At 61.6% G+C, this 18,954-nt stretch carries 19 protein-coding genes and 1 tRNA gene; 13 read left to right on the plus strand and 7 right to left on the minus strand.

Annotation, left to right across the window (positions count from 1 at the left end; all coding sequences use genetic code 11):
- The first annotated feature begins 71 nt into the window (after window positions 1–71).
- Together ffh and P3T22_RS15275 are read left to right on the plus strand one after the other, a co-directional pair.
- Window positions 72–1,439, plus strand: a complete 1,368-nt coding sequence (gene ffh / locus P3T22_RS15270) for a signal recognition particle protein (protein WP_063497387.1) — start codon at window positions 72–74, stop codon at window positions 1,437–1,439.
- A gap of 142 nt (window positions 1,440–1,581) precedes the next feature.
- Window positions 1,582–2,133 (plus strand): hypoxanthine-guanine phosphoribosyltransferase, encoded by a 552-nt coding sequence (locus P3T22_RS15275; protein ID WP_012434394.1) that lies wholly within the window; start codon window positions 1,582–1,584, stop codon window positions 2,131–2,133.
- 29 nt (window positions 2,134–2,162) lie between these two features.
- Here the strand turns inward: P3T22_RS15275 and P3T22_RS15280 are convergent, their stop codons facing one another.
- Entirely contained in the window at window positions 2,163–2,762 is a 600-nt protein-coding gene (locus tag P3T22_RS15280) for a MarC family protein (protein WP_063497388.1), read from the minus strand.
- A 12-nt stretch (window positions 2,763–2,774) separates the two neighbouring features.
- A complete protein-coding gene (locus P3T22_RS15285; protein WP_063497389.1) occupies window positions 2,775–4,511 on the minus strand; it encodes a proline--tRNA ligase in 1,737 nt (578 codons plus the stop codon).
- Between the two features lie 371 nt (window positions 4,512–4,882).
- Here P3T22_RS15285 and P3T22_RS15290 point away from each other — a divergent pair, with 371 nt between their 5' ends.
- Window positions 4,883–5,629, plus strand: coding sequence for an RNA pyrophosphohydrolase (locus tag P3T22_RS15290; protein ID WP_063497390.1), 747 nt, complete (start codon window positions 4,883–4,885; stop codon window positions 5,627–5,629).
- Window positions 5,630–5,705: 76 nt separating this feature from the next.
- The gene (locus tag P3T22_RS15295) at window positions 5,706–6,257 is read left to right on the plus strand and encodes a CNP1-like family protein (protein WP_429325366.1); all 552 of its coding nucleotides are present in this window, start codon (window positions 5,706–5,708) and stop codon (window positions 6,255–6,257) included.
- Window positions 6,258–6,372: 115 nt separating this feature from the next.
- Here P3T22_RS15295 and proB read toward each other — a convergent pair whose 3' ends face one another.
- From proB to rplU, 4 genes are all read right to left on the minus strand, one after another.
- Complete coding sequence (proB, locus tag P3T22_RS15300; protein WP_063497391.1) at window positions 6,373–7,491, minus strand: glutamate 5-kinase; 1,119 nt, start codon at window positions 7,489–7,491, stop codon at window positions 6,373–6,375.
- 73 nt (window positions 7,492–7,564) lie between these two features.
- Window positions 7,565–8,686 carry an Obg family GTPase CgtA gene (gene cgtA, locus P3T22_RS15305; protein ID WP_429325367.1) on the minus strand — a complete coding sequence of 374 codons (1,122 nt, stop codon included), beginning with the start codon at window positions 8,684–8,686 and terminating at the stop codon, window positions 7,565–7,567.
- A gap of 229 nt (window positions 8,687–8,915) precedes the next feature.
- Window positions 8,916–9,179 carry a 50S ribosomal protein L27 gene (gene rpmA, locus P3T22_RS15310; RefSeq protein ID WP_007180330.1) on the minus strand — a complete coding sequence of 88 codons (264 nt, stop codon included), beginning with the start codon at window positions 9,177–9,179 and terminating at the stop codon, window positions 8,916–8,918.
- 25 nt (window positions 9,180–9,204) lie between these two features.
- Window positions 9,205–9,516: a 50S ribosomal protein L21 gene (gene rplU / locus P3T22_RS15315; RefSeq protein ID WP_007180329.1), complete on the minus strand. Its 312-nt coding sequence runs from the start codon at window positions 9,514–9,516 to the stop codon at window positions 9,205–9,207.
- Between the two features lie 239 nt (window positions 9,517–9,755).
- Between rplU and P3T22_RS15320 the strand changes: the two genes are divergently transcribed.
- Both P3T22_RS15320 and P3T22_RS15325 read left to right on the plus strand, forming a co-directional pair.
- On the plus strand, window positions 9,756–10,748 hold the full coding sequence (locus P3T22_RS15320) for a polyprenyl synthetase family protein (protein WP_063497393.1): 993 nt from the start codon (window positions 9,756–9,758) through the stop codon (window positions 10,746–10,748).
- Between the two features lie 36 nt (window positions 10,749–10,784).
- Window positions 10,785–10,861: transfer RNA gene (locus tag P3T22_RS15325), tRNA-Pro, on the plus strand.
- Window positions 10,862–11,263: 402 nt separating this feature from the next.
- Here the strand turns inward: P3T22_RS15325 and P3T22_RS15330 are convergent.
- On the minus strand, window positions 11,264–11,392 hold the full coding sequence (locus P3T22_RS15330) for a hypothetical protein (RefSeq protein WP_256390436.1): 129 nt from the start codon (window positions 11,390–11,392) through the stop codon (window positions 11,264–11,266).
- A 237-nt stretch (window positions 11,393–11,629) separates the two neighbouring features.
- On the opposite strand from P3T22_RS15330, the gene tssA reads away from it, so the two are divergent.
- From tssA to tssG, 7 genes are all read left to right on the plus strand, one after another.
- Window positions 11,630–12,697, plus strand: a complete 1,068-nt coding sequence (tssA, locus tag P3T22_RS15335; protein WP_429325368.1) for a type VI secretion system protein TssA — start codon at window positions 11,630–11,632, stop codon at window positions 12,695–12,697.
- A 51-nt stretch (window positions 12,698–12,748) separates the two neighbouring features.
- A complete protein-coding gene (tssB, locus tag P3T22_RS15340) occupies window positions 12,749–13,315 on the plus strand; it encodes a type VI secretion system contractile sheath small subunit (protein ID WP_063497395.1) in 567 nt (188 codons plus the stop codon).
- A gap of 47 nt (window positions 13,316–13,362) precedes the next feature.
- Complete coding sequence (gene tssC, locus P3T22_RS15345) at window positions 13,363–14,877, plus strand: type VI secretion system contractile sheath large subunit (RefSeq protein ID WP_063497396.1); 1,515 nt, start codon at window positions 13,363–13,365, stop codon at window positions 14,875–14,877.
- A 36-nt stretch (window positions 14,878–14,913) separates the two neighbouring features.
- A complete protein-coding gene (locus tag P3T22_RS15350; protein WP_063497397.1) occupies window positions 14,914–15,396 on the plus strand; it encodes an Hcp family type VI secretion system effector in 483 nt (160 codons plus the stop codon).
- Window positions 15,397–15,473: 77 nt separating this feature from the next.
- Window positions 15,474–16,025 carry a type VI secretion system baseplate subunit TssE gene (gene tssE, locus P3T22_RS15355; protein WP_429325369.1) on the plus strand — a complete coding sequence of 184 codons (552 nt, stop codon included), beginning with the start codon at window positions 15,474–15,476 and terminating at the stop codon, window positions 16,023–16,025.
- Window positions 16,025–17,896: a type VI secretion system baseplate subunit TssF gene (tssF, locus tag P3T22_RS15360; RefSeq protein ID WP_063497398.1), complete on the plus strand. Its 1,872-nt coding sequence runs from the start codon at window positions 16,025–16,027 to the stop codon at window positions 17,894–17,896. The genes tssE and tssF overlap by 1 nt, the downstream gene beginning before the upstream one ends.
- Window positions 17,893–18,945, plus strand: a complete 1,053-nt coding sequence (gene tssG / locus P3T22_RS15365; protein ID WP_429325370.1) for a type VI secretion system baseplate subunit TssG — start codon at window positions 17,893–17,895, stop codon at window positions 18,943–18,945. The genes tssF and tssG overlap by 4 nt, the downstream gene beginning before the upstream one ends.
- The last annotated feature ends 9 nt before the right edge of the window (window positions 18,946–18,954 follow it).

The following is an 18,954-nucleotide window of genomic DNA, read 5'->3' on the forward strand; positions in this document are numbered from 1 at the left end:
TACACTAGGCCCTTGCTCCGCGACGTCTCCTGCATCGCGCCCCGCTCCGGCCGCACTGTTCATCGCTCCCCATGCTCGACAATCTGACTCAACGGATGGCGCGCGTCGTCAAGACGCTGCGCGGCGAAGCCCGGCTCACCGAGGCGAACACCCAGGAAATGCTGCGCGAAGTGCGCCTCGCGCTGCTCGAGGCGGACGTGGCGCTGCCCGTCGTGCGCGAGTTCATCGCCAAGGTGAAGGAAAAGGCGCTCGGCGAGGAGGTGATCAGCAGCCTGTCGCCGGGCCAGGCGCTGGTCGGCGTGGTGCAGCGCGAGCTCACCGCGATCATCGGCGGCGACTATGAAGGCAAGGCGGTCGAACTGAATCTCGCCGTCACGCCGCCGGCCGTCATCCTGATGGCGGGTCTGCAAGGCGCCGGTAAGACCACGACGGTCGGCAAGCTCGCCAAGCTCCTGCGCGAAAAGTACAAGAAGAAGGTCCTGACCGTCTCGTGCGACGTTTACCGCCCGGCTGCTATCGCGCAGTTGAAGATGGTGACGGAACAGGTCGGTGCGGATTTCTTCCCCTCGGAACCGGATCAGAAGCCGGTAGATATCGCGCTCGCCGCGGTGGATTGGGCCAAGCGCCACTACCACGACGTGCTGCTGGTCGACACGGCCGGCCGCCTGGGTATCGACGAAGCCATGATGGCCGAAATCGCCGCGCTGCACAGCACGCTGAAACCGGCGGAAACGCTGTTCGTGGTCGACGCGATGCTCGGCCAGGATGCGGTCAACACCGCGAAGGCCTTTAGCGACGCATTGCCGCTCACCGGCGTGGTCCTCACCAAGCTCGACGGTGACTCGCGCGGTGGCGCGGCGCTTTCCGTGCGTCACGTGACCGGCAAGCCGATCAAGTTCGTCGGCGTCGCCGAAAAGCTCGACGGCCTCGAAATTTTCTATCCGGATCGCATGGCGAACCGGATTCTCGGCATGGGCGACATTCTCGCCCTCGTCGAAGAAGCGCAACGCGGCGTGGATGTCCAGGCCGCGCAAAAACTCGCCGACAAGGTCAAGAAAGGCGGCGACTTCGACCTCAACGATTTCCGCGCGCAGCTTACGCAGATGAAGAGCATGGGCGGCCTGTCGTCGCTGATGGACAAGCTGCCCGCGCAGTTCCAGCAGGCCGCCGCCGGCGCCAATATGGGCATGGCCGAATCGCAGATGCGCCGCATGGAAGGCATCATCAATTCCATGACGCCGCTGGAGCGCGCGAAGCCCGAGCTGATCAAGGCCACCCGCAAGCGTCGCATCGCCGCCGGCGCGGGCGTGCAGGTGCAGGAAGTCAACCGCATGCTGAATCAGTACGACCAGATGCGCACGATGATGAAGAAGCTGAAGGGGGGCAACCTGCAGAAGATGATGCGCGGCATGAAGGGCATGATGCCCGGCATGCGCTAAGCTTTAGCAAGACGGCGGTGCGCGTGCTTCCGTGCATGAACAACGGCACGCGCGCTGACTCCGGATTTGTGCGGGTTTATTCTGTACCGCGCACCGTCGTTCTCTCCCACACTATGTATACAGTTACCGCCCGTCAGACGTCATGAACCGCGAAGAAGCTCTCCACATTTTTAGCCACTCCGAAGAAATCGTTTCGGCCGACGACGTCAACGCGTCGATCAGCGGCATGGCTGCCGCCATCCGCAACGAGATGAGCGAGGACTTCCCGCTCGTGCTGTCGGTGATGGGCGGCGCGGCGGTGTTCACCGGCATGCTGCTGCCGCACCTCGATTTCCCGCTCGAGTTCGACTACATCCACCTGACCCGCTATCGCAACACCACCAAGGGCGGCAATGAGATGCAGTGGCGCGTGGCGCCGGCTGAGTCGGTGAAGGATCGCGTCGTGCTGGTGCTCGACGACATCCTCGACGAAGGCGAGACGATGGCCGCGATCCGCGACCGCATCCTCGCAATGGGCGCGAAGCGTTTCCTGAGCGCGGTGCTGTGCGAAAAGATCATTCCGAAGGCGAAGCCGCTGCGCCCGGATTACTGTGGTTTCGAAGTGCCGGACCGCTATGTGTTCGGTTGCGGGATGGACGCCAAGGGCTACTGGCGCAACCTGCCGACTATTCGGGCGTTGACCGAAGGGGCTTGAGGGTGGTTTGGAGCCGCGCCGGATCTCACTCAAAGTTGATGCACAAAAGAGCGGATCCCGCCGAGCATCATCTCGACCGAGATCGCCACCAGCACCAACCCCATCAGCCGTTCGAAAGCCATCATCGCGCGCTCGCCTAGCCACGCCTGAATCCGCTCAGAGAGCATCAGCACGATCGCGCAGACGATCATCGTGACGGTCAGTGCACCGATCCACTCGAACATCTTGCCCGGCGCCTGCGACGTCAGCAGCATCACCGTTGCGAGCGCCGACGGGCCCGCCAGCGCCGGAATGGCGAGCGGCACGATGAGCGGCTCGCCACCACGCGTGTCGCCGCCAAACGCACCGTCCGGATGCGGAAACACCATCCTGAGCGCAATCAGAAACAGCACGATTCCACCGCCGATGCGCAATGACTGGTCGGTCAGACTCATCATGCGCAGGAAGCTGTCACCGACCACCATGAACACCAGCAGGATCGCGAAGGCGATCGCCACCTCACGAAGGATGACGATCGTGCGCCGCTTCGGCGCCACCCCGCGCAGACAACTGATGAAGAGCGGAATATTGCCGAGCGGATCGGTGATCAGAATCAGCAGGACGGTCGCAGATACGAAGGTGTACTCCACCGTCCGCTCCGCTTAGCCCGCCAACGCGGCGCGAACTTTGCCGATCACCGTTTGGGCGGCGTCTTCGACCGGCAGCAGCGTCGCTTCTGCGTCGCGGCGGCCTTGATACTCGAGCTTGCCGTCCTTAAGACCACGATCGCCGATCACCAGACGATGCGGCACGCCGATCAGCTCCCAGTCGGCAAACATCACACCGGGACGCTCGCCGCGATCGTCGAGGATCACGTCGACGCCCGCTTCGACCAACTCCGCGTACAGCTTGTCGGCCTGCTCGCGCACGGCTTCGCTTCGGTCATAACCCATCGGGCACAGCACGACCTCGAACGGCGCGATCGACTCCGGCCAGACGATGCCCTTGTCGTCGAAATTCTGTTCGATCGCCGCGCCCAGAATACGCGTGACGCCAATACCGTAGCAGCCCATTTCCATCGGGCGCGGCTTGCCGGTTTCGTCGAGGCACGTGGCGTTCATCGCTTCCGAGTACTTCGTGCCGAGCTGGAACACGTGGCCGACTTCGATACCGCGGCAGATGTCGAGCACGCCCTTGCCGTCCGGCGACGGGTCGCCCTTCTTCACGTTGCGAATATCAGCGACGACCGGTTCCGGCAGATCGCGGCCCCAGTTCACGCCGGTGGTGTGATAGTCCACCTCGTTCGTGCCGACGACGAAGTCGCTCATGTTCGCGACCGTGCGATCCGCCACGACCTTGACCGGCTTCTTCGTGTTGAGCGGGCCGAGGTAGCCCGGCGGCGTGCCGAAGGTCTCGATGATTTCGGCTTCGGTGGCCATGCGGAAGTCGGCGAGGCCCGGCAGCTTGCTTGCCTTGATCTCGTTCAGATCGTGATCACCGCGCAGCATCAGCAACCAGATGGTGGGTTCGGCGCCTTCGTTTTCCGTGGCGAGAACGATCGACTTGATCGTGCGCTCGAGCGGAATGTTCAGCAGCTCAGCCACGGCTTCGCACTTCGCCTTGCCCGGTGTTGCGGTCTTCTTCATCTCTTCGGTCGGCGCCGCACGCTCCGCGTACAGCGGCAACGCTTCGGCCGCTTCAACGTTCGCGGCGAACTCCGAGGTCGGGCAATACGCGATCGCGTCTTCGCCGGTATCGGCGATCACGTGGAATTCATGCGAGCCGCTGCCGCCGATCGAGCCGTTGTCCGCTGCCACGGCGCGGAAATCCAGGCCGAGGCGCGTGAAGATGCGCACGTACGCGTCGTACATCTTGCGATACGACTCGCGCAGGCCTTCCGCGTCTTTGTCGAACGAGTACGCGTCTTTCATGATGAACTCGCGGCCACGCATCACGCCGAAACGCGGACGGATCTCGTCGCGGAACTTCGTCTGGATCTGATAGAAATTCACCGGCAACTGGCGATAGCTCTTGATCTGGCCGCGCGCGATATCCGTGACCACTTCTTCATGGGTCGGTCCGATCACGAAATCGGATTGCTTGCGATCCTTGAAGCGCAGCAGTTCAGGACCGTATTTTTCCCAACGGCCCGACTCCTGCCACAGTTCAGCCGGCTGCACTGCCGGCATCAACAATTCGATCGCGCCCGCCCGGTTCATTTCTTCGCGCACGATGGCTTCCACCTTGCGGATCGAACGCAGGCCGACCGGCAGGTAGTTATAGATGCCACCGGCGACGCGGCGAATCATGCCGGCGCGCACCATGAGCTTGTGGCTGACGATCTCGGCGTCGGCGGGCGCTTCTTTCAGCGTGCCGATAAAGAAACGGGAAGCTTTCATTCAGATTTTCCAAAAGCGGCGGCTCCGGAGGGACCGCCCGAAAGGTGAAAACGGTGGGGAAATCGACACAGACCCGGCTTGATGCCGGCACGGACTCGCCGAGCACCCGGCCAAAAGTCTGGCCAAGACCCGGCTCAGCCCCGGCAGACGACTGCGCATACCAGGCAAAACCCCGGCAAAGCCGGCCCGACCGCGGCGCTGAAGCCGCCGCGCAAAGCCTTTGCAGCAGGGGATAAGGCACGGAAAGACTGACAGGCTACCGCAAACGCGGGCCTTTTGCGGCGAATCGTTCCAATCTGGTGCGAATCGGTGCGTCGGGTCCGTTATCTGTTTATAATCAAAGCAATTTTAAAGGATTCGAAGGTGGTTGTATGCTGGATCGTGAAGGCTTTCGCCCGAACGTCGGCATCATCCTCTTGAACGCGCACAACGAGGTGTTTTGGGGCAAACGGCTCCGTGAACATTCCTGGCAGTTTCCGCAAGGGGGCATCAAGTACGGAGAGACCCCTGTGCAAGCGATGTATCGGGAGTTACACGAAGAAACCGGGCTGCTTCCTGAGCACGTCAAGGTGATCGGTCGCACGCGCGACTGGTTGCGTTATGAGGTGCCTGACAAGTTCATAAAGCGCGAAGTACGCGGTCATTACCGCGGCCAGAAACAAATCTGGTTTTTGCTCCGGATGGTTGGACGCGATTGCGACATATGCTTGCGCGCCACCGACCACCCTGAGTTTGATGCGTGGCGCTGGAACGAGTATTGGGTGCCGCTCGACTGTGTGATCGAGTTCAAGCGGGATGTGTATCAGTTGGCGCTGACGGAGCTATCCCGTTTCATGCGCCGGGCTGCGCCGCGTGCGGAAAAACCTGGTGGGCACCATGGGCCGCGTTATCCACGGATAGCGTCGTCAATGGAAAGTCCGCCGGATTCGACGATGATGAGGGTCACCGCCTCGGTGAGCACTCTCAGCATCGAAACGTCGATTCACACGACGATCGCGTCTGATTGCGGTCCGGGCTCCGGGTCGGTAGCCGAAGTTGGCTCCGCGTCGGAACACGAAGACGAATCGGAGCGCGAAACCGCCGCAGGCTCGCTGTTCCGCCCTGGCGTACGCAATTAACAACTCTGTGCGGCTGTCCACGCCGCCTCCGCTGGCGCGGCTCGACGAGCCGCGCCAGTCTTTCGAGGAAACCATATTGAAAGCACTTGCTCTCGTCGTGGCGTGTGTCGCCACTGGCGCCCTGCTGGCTGGTTGCGCCAGCAAACCCTCAAATAAAGACGACAGCACGTTTGCCTACCTGCTGGACCGGCCGAGCAACTGGGTTGAAAACAAGGTGGATACGTTGCCGCCCCTGCCGCAGGACTCGAATCTGCTGCCTTTCGATGTTTCCGGCAACACACCGCTGCAGTTCGCGATCGATAGAAATTCGCTTACCGTCGGCACCGATGGCGTGGTGCGCTACACCGTCGTCGTAACGAGCCCAAGCGGCGCACGCAACGTGAACTACGAAGGGATTCGCTGCGATACGTATGAATGGCGCCAGTACGCGGGGCTGAACGCCGATCATGACGGCTGGGACCAGACCGTCGCCAACGACTTCAGGCGCATTGAAAATGGCGCGCTGAACGCCTATCAGGCAGCGCTGTATCAGGATTACCTGTGTGCGAACAAGATGCCCACGGGCAACGCCAAGCAGATTGTCGAGAACATCCGCTACAAGCGCACGCAGACGTCGCTGGTTCACTAAGGCAGTTTTCGCGAGCGGACTTCTTCGAAAGTGGAAGCCGCCGCGAACGTGAAAAAGCCGTTCCAGCTCACATGCCGGAACGGCTTTTTTCTGTCGTGCGAACCTTGCCCGGGAGTCAGACCAGCACAAGATTGTCGCGATGGATCACCTCGGGCTCCAGCATATAGCCGAGCACCGATTCAATGTCGCCGCTCGGACGCCGCTGGATCAGCTTGGTTTCCGCACTGCTGTAGTTAGTCAGACCGCGCGCGACTTCACGCCCTGTCGCGCTCAGGCAAGCGATCACTTCGCCGCGCGCAAACGCGCCCTGCACACCGACGACACCAATCGGCAGCAGGCTCTTGCCGCCCTCGGTCAGTTTTTCAACCGCGCCGTCGTCGATCACCACATGGCCGCGCACCTGCAGATGATCGGCCATCCATTGCTTGCGCGCCGCCATGCGTGCAGTGCGCGCGATCAGCTGCGTGCCGATCGCCTCACCCGAGGCCAGCCGTGACAGCACGTCCGCTTCGCGCCCGCTCGCGATCACCGTATTGGCGCCGCTGTGCGCCGCGCGTTTGGCCGCAAGAATCTTGGTCAACATGCCGCCGCGGCCCAGGCTCGAACCCGCGCCGCCCGCCATCGCTTCGAGCTCCGGTGCACCGGCATCGGCCTGCTGGACGAGCGTTGCATTCGGATCCTTGCGCGGGTCGGCGGTAAAAAGCCCTTGCTGATCGGTGAGGATAACGAGCGCATCGCCTTCGATCAGATTCGCGACCAATGCGCCTAGCGTGTCGTTGTCGCCGAACTTGATTTCGTCGGTGACGACCGTGTCGTTCTCGTTGATGATCGGCACAACGCCCAGACGCAGCAGCGTCAGCAACGTGGAACGAGCGTTCAGATAGCGTTCGCGGTCGGCCAGATCGGCGTGGGTCAGCAGAATTTGCGCGGTCTGGATCGAATGTTCGGCAAAGCGGCTTTCGTAGACCTGCGCGAGGCCCATTTGACCGACAGCCGCGGCCGCCTGCAATTCGTCGATTTCGCGTGGCCGTTTGGTCCAGCCGAGCCGCTGCATCCCTTCGGCAATGGCGCCCGAACTGACCAGCACCACTTCCTTGCCTTGCGCGCGCAGTGCGGCAATCTGAGCGGCCCAGCGGCCGATTGCAGCATGATCGAGGCCGCGCCCGTCATTCGTGACGAGGCTCGAGCCGACTTTCACTACCAATCGCCGTGAATCTGCGATGACGGAACGCATTGTGCGCGGTCTCCCAAGATGACGCGTGATGCATGCCGGCGGCCCTCGCGGGCGCCGGCGCTCAGGCTTGTTATTACTGCGGGTCGACGCCGGCGTCGTCCGCAGCGGCGGCCGGCGCTTCCGGTTTCTCGCGGAAGCGCACGTCAGCGGCGAGATCTTCGGCTTCGGCCGCGCGCTGCGCGTCCGAATGCGCGGCGATGTGGTCATACACCGCGTAGCAAAGACTCTCGCAACCCTGGCCTGTCAACGCCGAGATTTCGAATACCGGGCCGTCCCAGCCGAAGCCTTCGAGGAATGCCGACACGCGTGCTTCGCGCTCGTCTTCGGGCACCATGTCGAGCTTGTTGAGCACCAGCCAGCGCGGCTTCTCATAGAGCAGCTCGTCGTACTTGCGCAGCTCGTTGACAATCGCCTTGGCTTCCGCGACCGGATCGACTGCATCGTCGAACGGCGCGAGGTCGACGATATGCAGCAGCAGGCCGGTACGCTGCAGGTGACGCAGGAACTGGTGGCCGAGACCGGCGCCTTCCGCCGCGCCTTCGATCAAACCAGGAATGTCGGCAATTACGAAGCTGCGGCTCGGCCCGACACGCACCACGCCGAGATTCGGCGCGAGCGTTGTGAACGGATAATCCGCGATCTTCGGCCGCGCGTTCGACACCGACGCGATGAAGGTCGACTTGCCGGCGTTCGGCATGCCGAGCAGACCGACGTCGGCCAGCACCTTCAATTCGAGGCGCACCATGCGGCGCTCGCCGGGCTTGCCGTCGGTTTTCTGACGCGGCGCGCGGTTCGTACTGGATTTGAAATGCAGGTTGCCGAGACCGCCCGCGCCGCCTTGCGCGATCTGCACGCTCTGGTTGTGCTCGGTCAAGTCGGCGATCAGCTCGCCGGTTTCCATATCGGTAATGGTCGTGCCGACCGGCATGCGCAGCGTGATGTCGTCGCCGCCCTTGCCGTAGCAGTCCGCGCCGCGGCCGTTTTCGCCGTTGCGCGCCAAATGTTTTTTCGCGTAGCGGTAGTCGATCAGCGTGTTGATGTTGCGGTCTGCGACCGCGATCACGCTGCCGCCCCGGCCGCCGTCGCCGCCATCCGGGCCGCCGAACGGAACGAATTTCTCGCGGCGCATCGACGCGCTGCCATCCCCTCCGTCGCCGGCGATGACTTCAATCCTCGCTTCGTCAATGAACTTCATGCGTAACTCCGTCCCGTGGTGTGCTGCTAGATGGTGCTGCTGGGTTGATGCTTTCAGATGCCGCTATTTTGCCGCGCTCGCCGTGCGGTGAGCAATCAGCCGATCGGCTAACCGCGCCGATATGGCCATGCAATCCGCCAATTCTTCGGACAAAAAACGCTGCAATAAAAAAAGCCCCGCGAACTTCGCGGGGCCTTTTTCCGGTCCTGAAGCCCGTGCCTGATTAAACTCAGACTGCTGCCGGGACGACGTTGACCATGTGCTTCTTCGCTGCGCCCTTCGTCGAGAAATTGACGTGGCCGTCCGTCAGCGCGAACAAGGTGTGATCCTTGCCGATACCGACGTTTTCGCCCGGGTGCATGCGCGTGCCACGTTGACGCACGATGATGCCGCCAGCGTTGATGGCCTGACCGCCGTAAACCTTGACGCCGAGACGCTTCGATTCAGAGTCGCGGCCGTTGCGGGATGATCCGCCTGCCTTTTTGTGTGCCATTTGATTTGCTCCTTAACCGTTGCGCTTACGCGTTGATCGCGTCGATGCGCAGTTCGGTATAGTTCTGGCGGTGGCCGCCATGCTTCTGGTAGTGCTTCCGGCGACGCATCTTGAAGATGGTCACTTTTGCGTGACGACCTTGCGACACGACGGTAGCCTTGACGGAAGCCCCACTGACCAGCGGCGTACCGAACTTAATCGATTCGCCTTCGCCCACTGCGAGAACCTGGTCGAGCGTGATTTCAGCGTCAATGTCTGCCGGTATCTGTTCTACTTTAAGTTTTTCGCCGACGGCAACTTTATACTGCTTGCCACCGGTTTTTATGACCGCGTACATTGAGAACCTCACTCTGTGTTCATTTTTCCCACGCACCGCGCGCGGAAACCCGTGATTATACATAGAGTTAGCTGCTCGGTCAAAACTCATTGAGAGGCGCCGCGCGCACCGCCCGGCGCCTTGCCGTCCAGCCCCGGTACGCGGCCCAGCCGCTGCCTCTGTCGCGCCGTGCCGCAGCCTGCGACCCGGAACTGTCGCGATTCGCCTTATAATTCGCGGCACTACCCAATTCAGCCATCATGTCGTCGACTGCCACCCCCTCCTCCAACGCCGCCAGCCTGCTCGCTCCGATCGCCGAAGACATGCAGCAGGTCAATCGCGTCATCCGGCACCGTCTGGCGTCTGACGTGATGCTGATCAATCAGATATCCGAGTACATCATCAGCGCCGGGGGCAAGCGGCTGCGGCCCGCGCTGCTGCTGCTGATGGCGGGCGCGCTGGGCGAGACCACCGGGCATCGGCACGAATTGGCCGCGGTGGTGGAATTCATCCACACGGCCACGCTGCTGCACGACGACGTGGTCGACGAGTCCGATCTGCGGCGCGGCCGCCAGACCGCCAACGCGCTGTTCGGCAACGCCGCGAGCGTTCTGGTCGGCGACTTCCTGTATTCGCGCTCGTTCCAGATGATGGTCGGCGTGGGCAAGATGCGCGTGATGGAAATCCTGTCGGAGGCGACCAACATCATCTCCGAGGGCGAAGTCCTGCAGTTGCTGAACATGCACGACGCCGACGTGGACGAAGCGCGCTACATGCAGGTGATCCGCTACAAAACCGCCAAGCTGTTCGAGGCTGCCGCGCAACTCGGCGCGGTGCTGGCCGGGTCGGACGCGAAGACGGAAGCCGCTGCCGCGGAATTCGGCCGCCGCATCGGCACCGCGTTCCAGATCATGGACGACTGGCTCGACTACACGGGCACAGCTGAATCGATGGGCAAAAACGCTGGTGACGATCTGCGCGAAGGCAAACCCACGCTCCCGCTGATTTATCTGATCGAACGCGGCACGCCCGAGCAGTCGGCGCTCGCGCGGGAAGCCATCGAGCAAGGCGGCACGGACCGTTTCGACACCATTTTCGAAGCGATCACGCGCTCCGGGGCACTGGATCACACGCTTGAGTGCGCGAAGCAGGAAGCGCTGGCCGCAGCTGCAGCAATTTCTTCATTTCCTGATTCCATTTTCAAAGATAGCCTGCTAGAATTATGTTCTTACTCGACGGCAAGACAGTCTTGAACGAGACTGAAACACCGTAGGAGTCCAGTACCAAATCGGGGTGTAGCTTAGCCTGGTAGAGCGCTACGTTCGGGACGTAGAGGCCGGAGGTTCGAATCCTCTCACCCCGACCAGATTTGCCCTGTTAGTTCAAGGCTCGAAAAACCGCCCAGCTTGCTTGGCGGTTTTTTGTTTTGGGTCGCATTTTTTGCACCGCCCCACCCTCAACGGGATGCCTCCTCTCGCGGGCAAGGATCAGTTGCTTGATGCAGAAGCGAGCCACGCAGCGTCGGCCCCACCCCCACCTTGCGACATTTACTCAAGTAAAGCGCCCGACATCATATGGCCTGCCCGGCCATACCCCTATCGGCTGGGGTCGTCTACAGTCCGAACCATTCCGATCGAACCGGACAGACTGCTGCGCCAATTCCCTTGTCGTCCCATATTTATCGCAGCCTCAAATAGCCATCAATACCGGACGACGAATCACGCGCTTAATATCTACGCCAAGCTAACTTTTGCCTATCCTAATAAATTCATAAAATCCTCCTTATGAAATAATAAAAATTAGCTTGCCATATTGGCAAAGCCGCAATAACATCAGCCCCAATACATTTAATCGCACACACCATTTCCGCATCCTGATTAAATTGACCTTTTGCCATCGCTACCCCTATGCGTCGCCTGCCAGCTGAGCCTGGCCGCGCCGCTCGGCGGGGAAACGTCCCCAAGCGGCCCAGCGGGTTTTAAGAAGATTCCAATCCGTTCTTAAAAGAGACGCGGAAAATTGCGATTAATTGAGAAATCATCTTAACAATTCCCAATAACCAATTTATCAATCAGATTAATTCCAAATACGCGCCCCCCCAAATTAGTCAGTATCCAGACCCAAGCAAACAGAGATGAATACCGTACTGAGCAATCAAATCGGACCCATCAGTCTTGAACAGCCGTGTGGTGCCGACCTGGAATATGACGCAGCGTTCACCACGTTGCAGCAGGTTGCAACCGGCAGTCGCGAGCAGCAATTTGGCGAAGCCCCGATTCCAGCTGTCGCGCCGGATTGGCCGCATGTGGAGACATTGGCCGTTGCATTGCTCAGCCGCACCGTGGATTTGCGCGTCATCGCGTTATTGACGCTTGCCTGGACGAAGATGACCGGCCTTGCCGGATATGCCCGAGGCCTGTCGCTCGCCGCCTATGTCCTCGATCAATACTGGGAGCATGTCCACCCCCAACTTGAAACAGCGGGCGAATTCGATCCGTTGCCGCGGCTCAACGCAATCGCGGCGCTGACTGACCAGCAGGCACTTGGCCGCAGTGCACGCGGCGCCCCGCTGCTGCTCTGGCGGTTCGGTCAACTCTCCCTGCGCGACGCCGCTGCCATTCTCGAACGGAAACAATCGGCAACCGTGTGCGGATTTCCTGCGTCGGACGTCACCCTGCAAACGGAGTTGCGGGCCACGCTCAAAGGCGCGCGCGAGGAATCCATGGTGATTCAACAACTGCTGTACGCGATCGAACGCATCCAGCGGCAGATCTCCGCACACCTCGATTCCTCCTGGGTACCCGACCCAATCGCGGTAGAGGGTCCGTTGCGTGTTGTCTATCAGGCGATCGGCGAACCATCCGACATTGCCTCGTCCTCGTGGTGTGCCGAATCGCCGCTGCCAGTGCCGGCGAGCGCCACGCCCACCGAGCGCCCACATGCCGGCAACGTTCACACAGCGGCTGCCGGATCGATGTCGATACGAACGCGTGAAGATGTCATCGCCGCACTGGAAAACGCGTGCGTGTATCTGGAGCGAGCGGAACCCGGCCATCCGGTCCCCCTCCTGTTGCGACGGGCTCAGCGTCTGATGCATATGACTTTTTATGAAATCGTGCGCGAGTTGGCGCCGGCCGCGTTGCCGCAACTTGATGTTCTGACAGGCCAGCCGGAGCGGCTATCAGGTGTTGCGGTCAATTGAGCGGCGCCCACGCAGCGCAAATCACAGCCAGTGAAAACAGTGGAGCTTGAAATGGCCATTTCGAACGGATCGAAAGCAACCCCAGCAAACGCAACTGGACAGAAGTTCATTGCCCGTAATCGCGCACCTCGCGTCCAGATCGAGTATGACGTCGAGCTCTACGGCAGCGAGCGCAAAGTCGAAATCCCGTTCGTCATGGGCGTCGTCGCCGACCTGGCAGGTCAATCCACCACGCTTCTGCCGGACCTCGAAGCGCGCAAATTCATGGAAATCGATATCGATAACTTCGACGACCGGCTCAAGTCGATCCAGCCGCGCGTCGCGCTTCGCGTGCCAAACGACATCTCCGGGGAAGGCATGCTGGCAGTCGATCTGACCTTCCGGAGCATGGAGGATTTCTCGCCAGCCACAATCGCGAGGCAGGTACCGGCACTCGATCAACTGTTGCAAGCGCGCTCGCAATTGTCGAACCTGCTTTCCTATATGGATGGCAAGAGCGGCGCGGAAGAACTGATCACCCAGGCGCTCAGGAATCCGGCCCTGCTCAAGACGCTCGCCGCTCCGTCCGGTCCCGTCGGGCCGGAAGCCGCCGGCAACGAAACGGCCGACAAGCAGTAGTCGCACAGGCACGAACGCATTCATCCAGGTACGTTCCGGGAATCCTTATGAACTACGCAGAATCCATCGAGCAGCAATCGTCCACCACGGCCTTTTCGGCAGATACTTTTTCAGCTGTACTGATGAAGCAGTTCAATCCGCGCACCGAACAAACGCAGACAGCGATCGACGGGGCCGTCAGAACGCTTGCCCTGCAGGCATTGGAAAACGCGGTGGTTATCTCGAACGACGCTTACCAGACAATCCAGGCCATCATTGCCGAGATCGATCGCAAGCTGTCCCAGCAGATCAACACCATCATTCACGACGAGGCTTTCCAGCAGCTCGAATCATCATGGCGCGGACTGCACTATCTGGTGAACAACACCGAGACCGACGAACTGCTGAAGATCCGCTGCATGCCGGTCACGAAGACGGAACTGAGGCGCGTGCTCAAGCGCTACAAAGGCGTCGCGTGGGATCAAAGTCCAATCTTCAAGAAAGTCTATGAAGAAGAATACGGCCAGTTCGGCGGCGAGCCGCTAGGCTGTCTGGTGGGCGACTACTATTTCGACCATAGTCCGCCTGACGTCGAAACGCTCGGCGAAATAGCGAAGATCGCCGCTGCCGCACACTGCCCGTTTATCACCGGCGCGTCGCCGGCGGTCATGCAAATGGAATCGTGGCAGGAACTGTCGAACCCGCGCGACCTGACCAAAATCTTCCAGAACAGTGAGTACGCCGCATGGCGCCATCTCCGCGAGTCGGACGATTCCCGCTATCTCGGGCTGACCATGCCGCGCTTTCTTGCGCGTCTGCCGTATAGCGCCCGCGCCAATCCGGTCGATGCCTTCAATTTCGAGGAAGACACGGACGGCGCCAACCACCGGCGCTACGCGTGGATCAATTCGGCCTATGCCATGGCAACGAATATCAACCGGTCGTTCAAGCACTACGGCTGGTGCACCTCGATTCGCGGCGTGGAGTCGGGTGGCGCCGTGCAGGATCTGCCCACCCACGCGTTTCCGACCGACGACGGCGGCGTCGACATGAAGTGCCCAACCGAAATTGCCATCAGTGACCGACGCGAAGCCGAACTGGCAAAGAACGGCTTCATGCCGTTCGTGCACCGGAAGAACTCCGACTTCGCCGCCTTTATCGGTGCGCAATCGCTGCAGCGGCCGGCGCAATACCACGATTCAACGGCCACCGACAACGCGAAACTCGCCGCCCGCCTGCCTTATCTGTTTGCGTGCTGCCGCTTCGCGCATTACCTCAAGTGCATCGTGCGCGACAAAGTCGGTTCGTTCAAGGAACGCGGCGAAATGGAATCGTGGCTGAACAACTGGATCATGACTTATGTCGACGGCGATCCGGTCAACTCGTCCCAGGATACCAAGGCGCGAAAACCGCTGGCGGCCGCGCACGTCGTCGTGGAAGACATTGAAGACAATCCCGGCTATTACGGCGCGAAATTCTTTTTGCGTCCGCACTATCAATTAGAGGGACTAACCGTCTCACTGAGACTGGTTTCAAAACTGCCGGCGCTGAAAGACGGCGACATGCCTGCGCACCGGCCTTAACCATCGAGTTCGATTCATTCACAAGGAGGCTGAAAAATGTCAGTGGATATGTACATGCGGGTAGACGGGGTGACGGGCGAATCCAAAGACGCCAATCACAAGGGATGGACCGACATCCAGTCTTATTCATGGGGGGCAGCCCAGCCCGGCAGCATGGCAACGGGCAGTGGCGGCGGCATCGGCAAGGTCAGCTTCAACGATCTGCTGGTCGAAACCTTCATCGACAAGGCGGCGCCCGCAGTGCTCAAATTTTGCGCCAATGGCAAGCACTTGCCGAAGGTCGAGATTTCCGTGTGCAAAGCAGGCGGTTCGCAAATCGAGTATCTGCGCATCACGCTGTCCGAGGTCCTTGTGACGTCGGTCCAGCAGGGTGCGGCAAAAGGCTCCGAAGCGGTCAACGTGACCTATGCGTTCCAGGCCGCCAAGGTGAGGAAGCAATACTGGGAGCAGACCGACCAGGGCACCCGCGGAGGCGAAAGCGTGCTCGCGTGGGACATCAAGGAAAACCGGGAAGTTTAAGCAACATTTCATCCTGAGTGGGCGGTGCGGTCAAGTGGACAACGTTGCCTGCACCGACTGAAGCCGACGAGAACCCAGTGAATAAGCCACATTCCTTGCGCCTACAACGAGACCCGGCGGCAACACCGCGCGACTCCCGATTGGAAGCCTCCCCGTGCTTGCTCGACCGCCTGAGCGGCGAACATTCGCCAATAGCGGCAGGTGCCGACAGCGGATTCGCGTCGCCGCGTGCGCGCTTGCGCGAATCGCTTTTGCGCGACCTGAACTGGCTCCTGAACAGCACCAACCTCGAAGCCACGGACGACCTTGCCGCCTATCCGCACGTGAGGCGCTCGGTCGTCAACTTCGGTTTGGGCGCGTTGGCCGGTGCGCGAGTGTCGGCGCTGGACTGGGTCAGCCTCGAAAGCGCGATTCGCGAGGCGATTGTCCAATTCGAGCCACGCATTCTTGCAGAAAGCGTTGAAGTACGCTGCATCGCCGGGTCTTCCGCAGAGCCCCAGCGGAGTACGCTGTCGCTCGAGATCCACGGGCAACTGTGCTCGAGCCTGGCGCCGCAGACCCTCCTTCTGCGTTCCGAAATCGACCTCGAAAGCGGTCATATCGCGCTGCGCTCGCAGGGGAACGGGTGATGGACCCGCGCCTGCTCGACTACTACAACCGCGAGCTCGTCTATCTACGCGAGCTTGGCGCCGAGTTCGCCAAGACTTTCCCGAAGACGGCCGGCCACCTCGGCATGCACGGCACCGAGGTGAACGATCCGTATGTGGAGCGGCTTCTCGAGGGCTTCAGCTTTCTGACCGCCCGTATTCAACTGAAGATGGACGCCGAGTTCCCACGCTTCTCACAGCGGCTGCTGGACGTCGTCTACCCGAACTACCTGGCTCCTCTCCCCTCCATGACAATCGCCGCCGTACAGCCGAACCTGCGCGAAGGCAGCTTGCATGAAGGCTATACGCTCGCGGCAGGCACACCACTGCGCGCCCACCTGGCGCAGGGTGAGCAGACAGCGTGCGAATTTCGCACCGCGCACGCGGTCACGCTCTGGCCACTACGCGTCGCCGACGTCAAGTTGGGCGGCGAGCCCGGTGATCTGCCGCTGTCCCTTCTCAGTCCAGACGTCACGGTGCGCGGCGCGTTGCGTGTGCGGATAGAAGTCTGCGGGGCCGCGAGCCTGAAGAACCTGCCGCTCGACAAGCTGACGTTTTTCCTGAGCGGCGCCGAGAGCCAGGCGCTGCAACTGCTGGAACTGGTGCTCGCACGTAGCGTCGGCGTGGTGTGCCATTCCGTGTCGAACCCCGAACACAGCTGCTCGTTGCTCGATCACGAGGCAATCCGCCATGAGGGATTCGACGCCGCACAGGCACTTCTGCCCCACAGCACGCGCTCGTTCCATGGTCACCGGCTGCTGCATGAGTATTTCGCCTTTCCGGCGCGTTTTCTGTTTTTCAGTATCGGCAATCTGCGGCGTGCGCTGCAAACGATCGAGGGCAATGCGTTCTCGCTGACCATCCTGCTCGACCAGACGGTGCCCGACCTCGAACGTTCGGTCGATAGCCGTAGTCTTGCGCTCTTCTGCACGCCGGCTATCAATCTGTTTCCCAAACAGGCGGATCGCGTCGCGGTCTCCACGCGACACCACGAGCATCACGTGGTGGTGGACCGCACGCGCCCGCTCGACTACGAGGTCCATAGCATCGAGAAGGTCACGGGCCACTTGCAGCCTGACGGCAGGCGTTGCCGGTTTCGGCCGTTCTACGGCATGGTCGCGGATGACCCCGAGAGCCACGGCCGCTACTTCTCGGTGCGCCGCGAACCGCGCCTCGCCAGTGCCGCAAACCGGCGCAGCGGCTTGCCGAATGGCTATAGCGGCGGCGAAGTGTTCCTGTCGCTGGTCGACCAGCACGAGGCTCCGTTTTCCGACGACCTGCGCAATCTCGCCGTGGAGGCGCTCTGCACCAACCGCGATCTCGCTGCATTGATACCGCTCGAGGGCAGCAGCGATTTCAGCTTGCGCATTTCGGCGCCAGTCACGGCCATCAAGGTGCTGCGCGGACCGACACCGCCGCGCCCGGCGCTTGCCGATAACGCGCTGACCTGGCGGCTGATCAGCCACCTGAGTCTCAACTATCTGACCCTCACCGATCTGGACGGAGGCCAAGGCGCGCAAGCGCTGCGTGAGTTGCTCGAACTCTATGCCGGTGCGGCACAGGTCGATATTACGCCGCAGATCCACGGCATTCGCAGCGTGCAGATCGATGCCGTCTATAACCAGTTGCCGCAGCCAGGCCCACTCATGTTCGCCCGCGGCGTCTGCGTGTCACTGCTGCTCGACGAACTGGCGTTCGCGGGCGCCAGCACCTATCTGTTCGGCGCGGTGCTGGAACAGTTCTTCGCTCGACACGTGTCATTGAACAGCTTCAGCGAACTCGCAGTCGCGACGCTGCAGCGCGGACACATCAACCGATGGCAACCGCGGATCGGATGCCGCCCGACAGCATGAACACCTCTGCCATCCCATCGCTGCAAAGCTTCTGGCAGCAGGTCGCCGCTGCGCCGCACGCCTACGACCTCTACACGCTGTTACGTTGGCTCGACGCCCGCGCCGGCATGCCTGTGCGCATGGGGCGCGCAATCCATCCTGGCGACGAACCACTGCGGATCGGTCAGGAGCCCTCGCTGGCCTTCGCCCCCGCGACCTTGGCCTCGGCTAACCCGGCACCTGAAGGACCTGAAAGCGCCCCGCCGCGCGTGTCGATTTATAGCTTCGGCCTGTTCGGTCCAAACGGTCCATTGCCGTTGCATCTGACCGAATATGCCCGCGACCGCGCGCGCAATCACGACGATCCCGCGCTAACGGCGTTCGCCGACCTGTTCCATCATCGGTTGATTCTGTTGTTCTACCGCGCGTGGGCCGACGCTCAGCCGACCGTCAGTCTTGACCGCGGGCAAGGCGCACGCTTCGACGCTTATGTCGCAAGCCTGATTCATTGCGGCCAGCCGTCGCAACTTCAGCGCGACGAGCTTGCCGCGCATGCGCGCTACTTCATGGCCGGACATCTGGTCCGACAGACGCGCAATCCGGAAGGCCTGCAGCAGATTCTGCGCATGCATCTCGGCGTGCCGGTGGAGATCGTCGAGCTTGTTCCGCACTGGATGACGATCGAACCGGAGCAGCGCCTCCGGCTGGGCGCACGACGCACCACGCGCACGCTCGGCGGCGGCGCGATGCTCGGCATGGCCGTGCGCGGTGTGCAGTCGAAGTTCGAGTTGAGGCTCGGGCCGCTCGCGCGCGAGCAGTACCTGGACCTGCTGCCAGGCACGCGCCGCGCATGGCAATTAGTGCAGTGGGTGCGCCATTACCTTGGCTTCGAATGGAGGTGGGACGTGCGGCTGGTCATGGCCGCCGGCCAGGTCACCGGCAACACGCTGGGCCGCGGCCAGCAACTGGGCTGGAGCAGCTGGCTCGGCGCGCGCGCGAGCGTGCGCGACGCCGACGACTTCGTCTATTCGCCCGAAGCCTATCCGCCGCGGCAAACCGCCCCGTGCTAAGCGCTACCC

The sequence above is a fragment of the Paraburkholderia sp. GAS348 genome, from assembly GCF_050434205.1.
Taxonomy (GTDB): Bacteria; Pseudomonadota; Gammaproteobacteria; order Burkholderiales; family Burkholderiaceae; genus Paraburkholderia.

What these genes read in the sequence shown, in the direction of transcription:
- tssB (WP_063497395.1), top strand. Translation starts at nt 12,749, where the DNA reads ATGGCCATTTCGAACGGATCGAAAGCAACCCCAGCAAACGCAACTGGA.
- tssC (WP_063497396.1), top strand. Translation starts at nt 13,363, where the DNA reads ATGAACTACGCAGAATCCATCGAGCAGCAATCGTCCACCACGGCCTTT.
- P3T22_RS15330 (WP_256390436.1), bottom strand. Translation starts at nt 11,392, where the DNA reads ATGGCAAAAGGTCAATTTAATCAGGATGCGGAAATGGTGTGTGCGATT.
- P3T22_RS15285 (WP_063497389.1), bottom strand. Translation starts at nt 4,511, where the DNA reads ATGAAAGCTTCCCGTTTCTTTATCGGCACGCTGAAAGAAGCGCCCGCC.
- tssG (WP_429325370.1), top strand. Translation starts at nt 17,893, where the DNA reads ATGAACACCTCTGCCATCCCATCGCTGCAAAGCTTCTGGCAGCAGGTC.
- P3T22_RS15350 (WP_063497397.1), top strand. Translation starts at nt 14,914, where the DNA reads ATGTCAGTGGATATGTACATGCGGGTAGACGGGGTGACGGGCGAATCC.
- rpmA (WP_007180330.1), bottom strand. Translation starts at nt 9,179, where the DNA reads ATGGCACACAAAAAGGCAGGCGGATCATCCCGCAACGGCCGCGACTCT.
- P3T22_RS15275 (WP_012434394.1), top strand. Translation starts at nt 1,582, where the DNA reads ATGAACCGCGAAGAAGCTCTCCACATTTTTAGCCACTCCGAAGAAATC.
- ffh (WP_063497387.1), top strand. Translation starts at nt 72, where the DNA reads ATGCTCGACAATCTGACTCAACGGATGGCGCGCGTCGTCAAGACGCTG.
- tssF (WP_063497398.1), top strand. Translation starts at nt 16,025, where the DNA reads ATGGACCCGCGCCTGCTCGACTACTACAACCGCGAGCTCGTCTATCTA.
- tssA (WP_429325368.1), top strand. Translation starts at nt 11,630, where the DNA reads ATGAATACCGTACTGAGCAATCAAATCGGACCCATCAGTCTTGAACAG.
- cgtA (WP_429325367.1), bottom strand. Translation starts at nt 8,686, where the DNA reads ATGAAGTTCATTGACGAAGCGAGGATTGAAGTCATCGCCGGCGACGGA.
- rplU (WP_007180329.1), bottom strand. Translation starts at nt 9,516, where the DNA reads ATGTACGCGGTCATAAAAACCGGTGGCAAGCAGTATAAAGTTGCCGTC.
- P3T22_RS15290 (WP_063497390.1), top strand. Translation starts at nt 4,883, where the DNA reads ATGCTGGATCGTGAAGGCTTTCGCCCGAACGTCGGCATCATCCTCTTG.
- proB (WP_063497391.1), bottom strand. Translation starts at nt 7,491, where the DNA reads ATGCGTTCCGTCATCGCAGATTCACGGCGATTGGTAGTGAAAGTCGGC.
- P3T22_RS15320 (WP_063497393.1), top strand. Translation starts at nt 9,756, where the DNA reads ATGTCGTCGACTGCCACCCCCTCCTCCAACGCCGCCAGCCTGCTCGCT.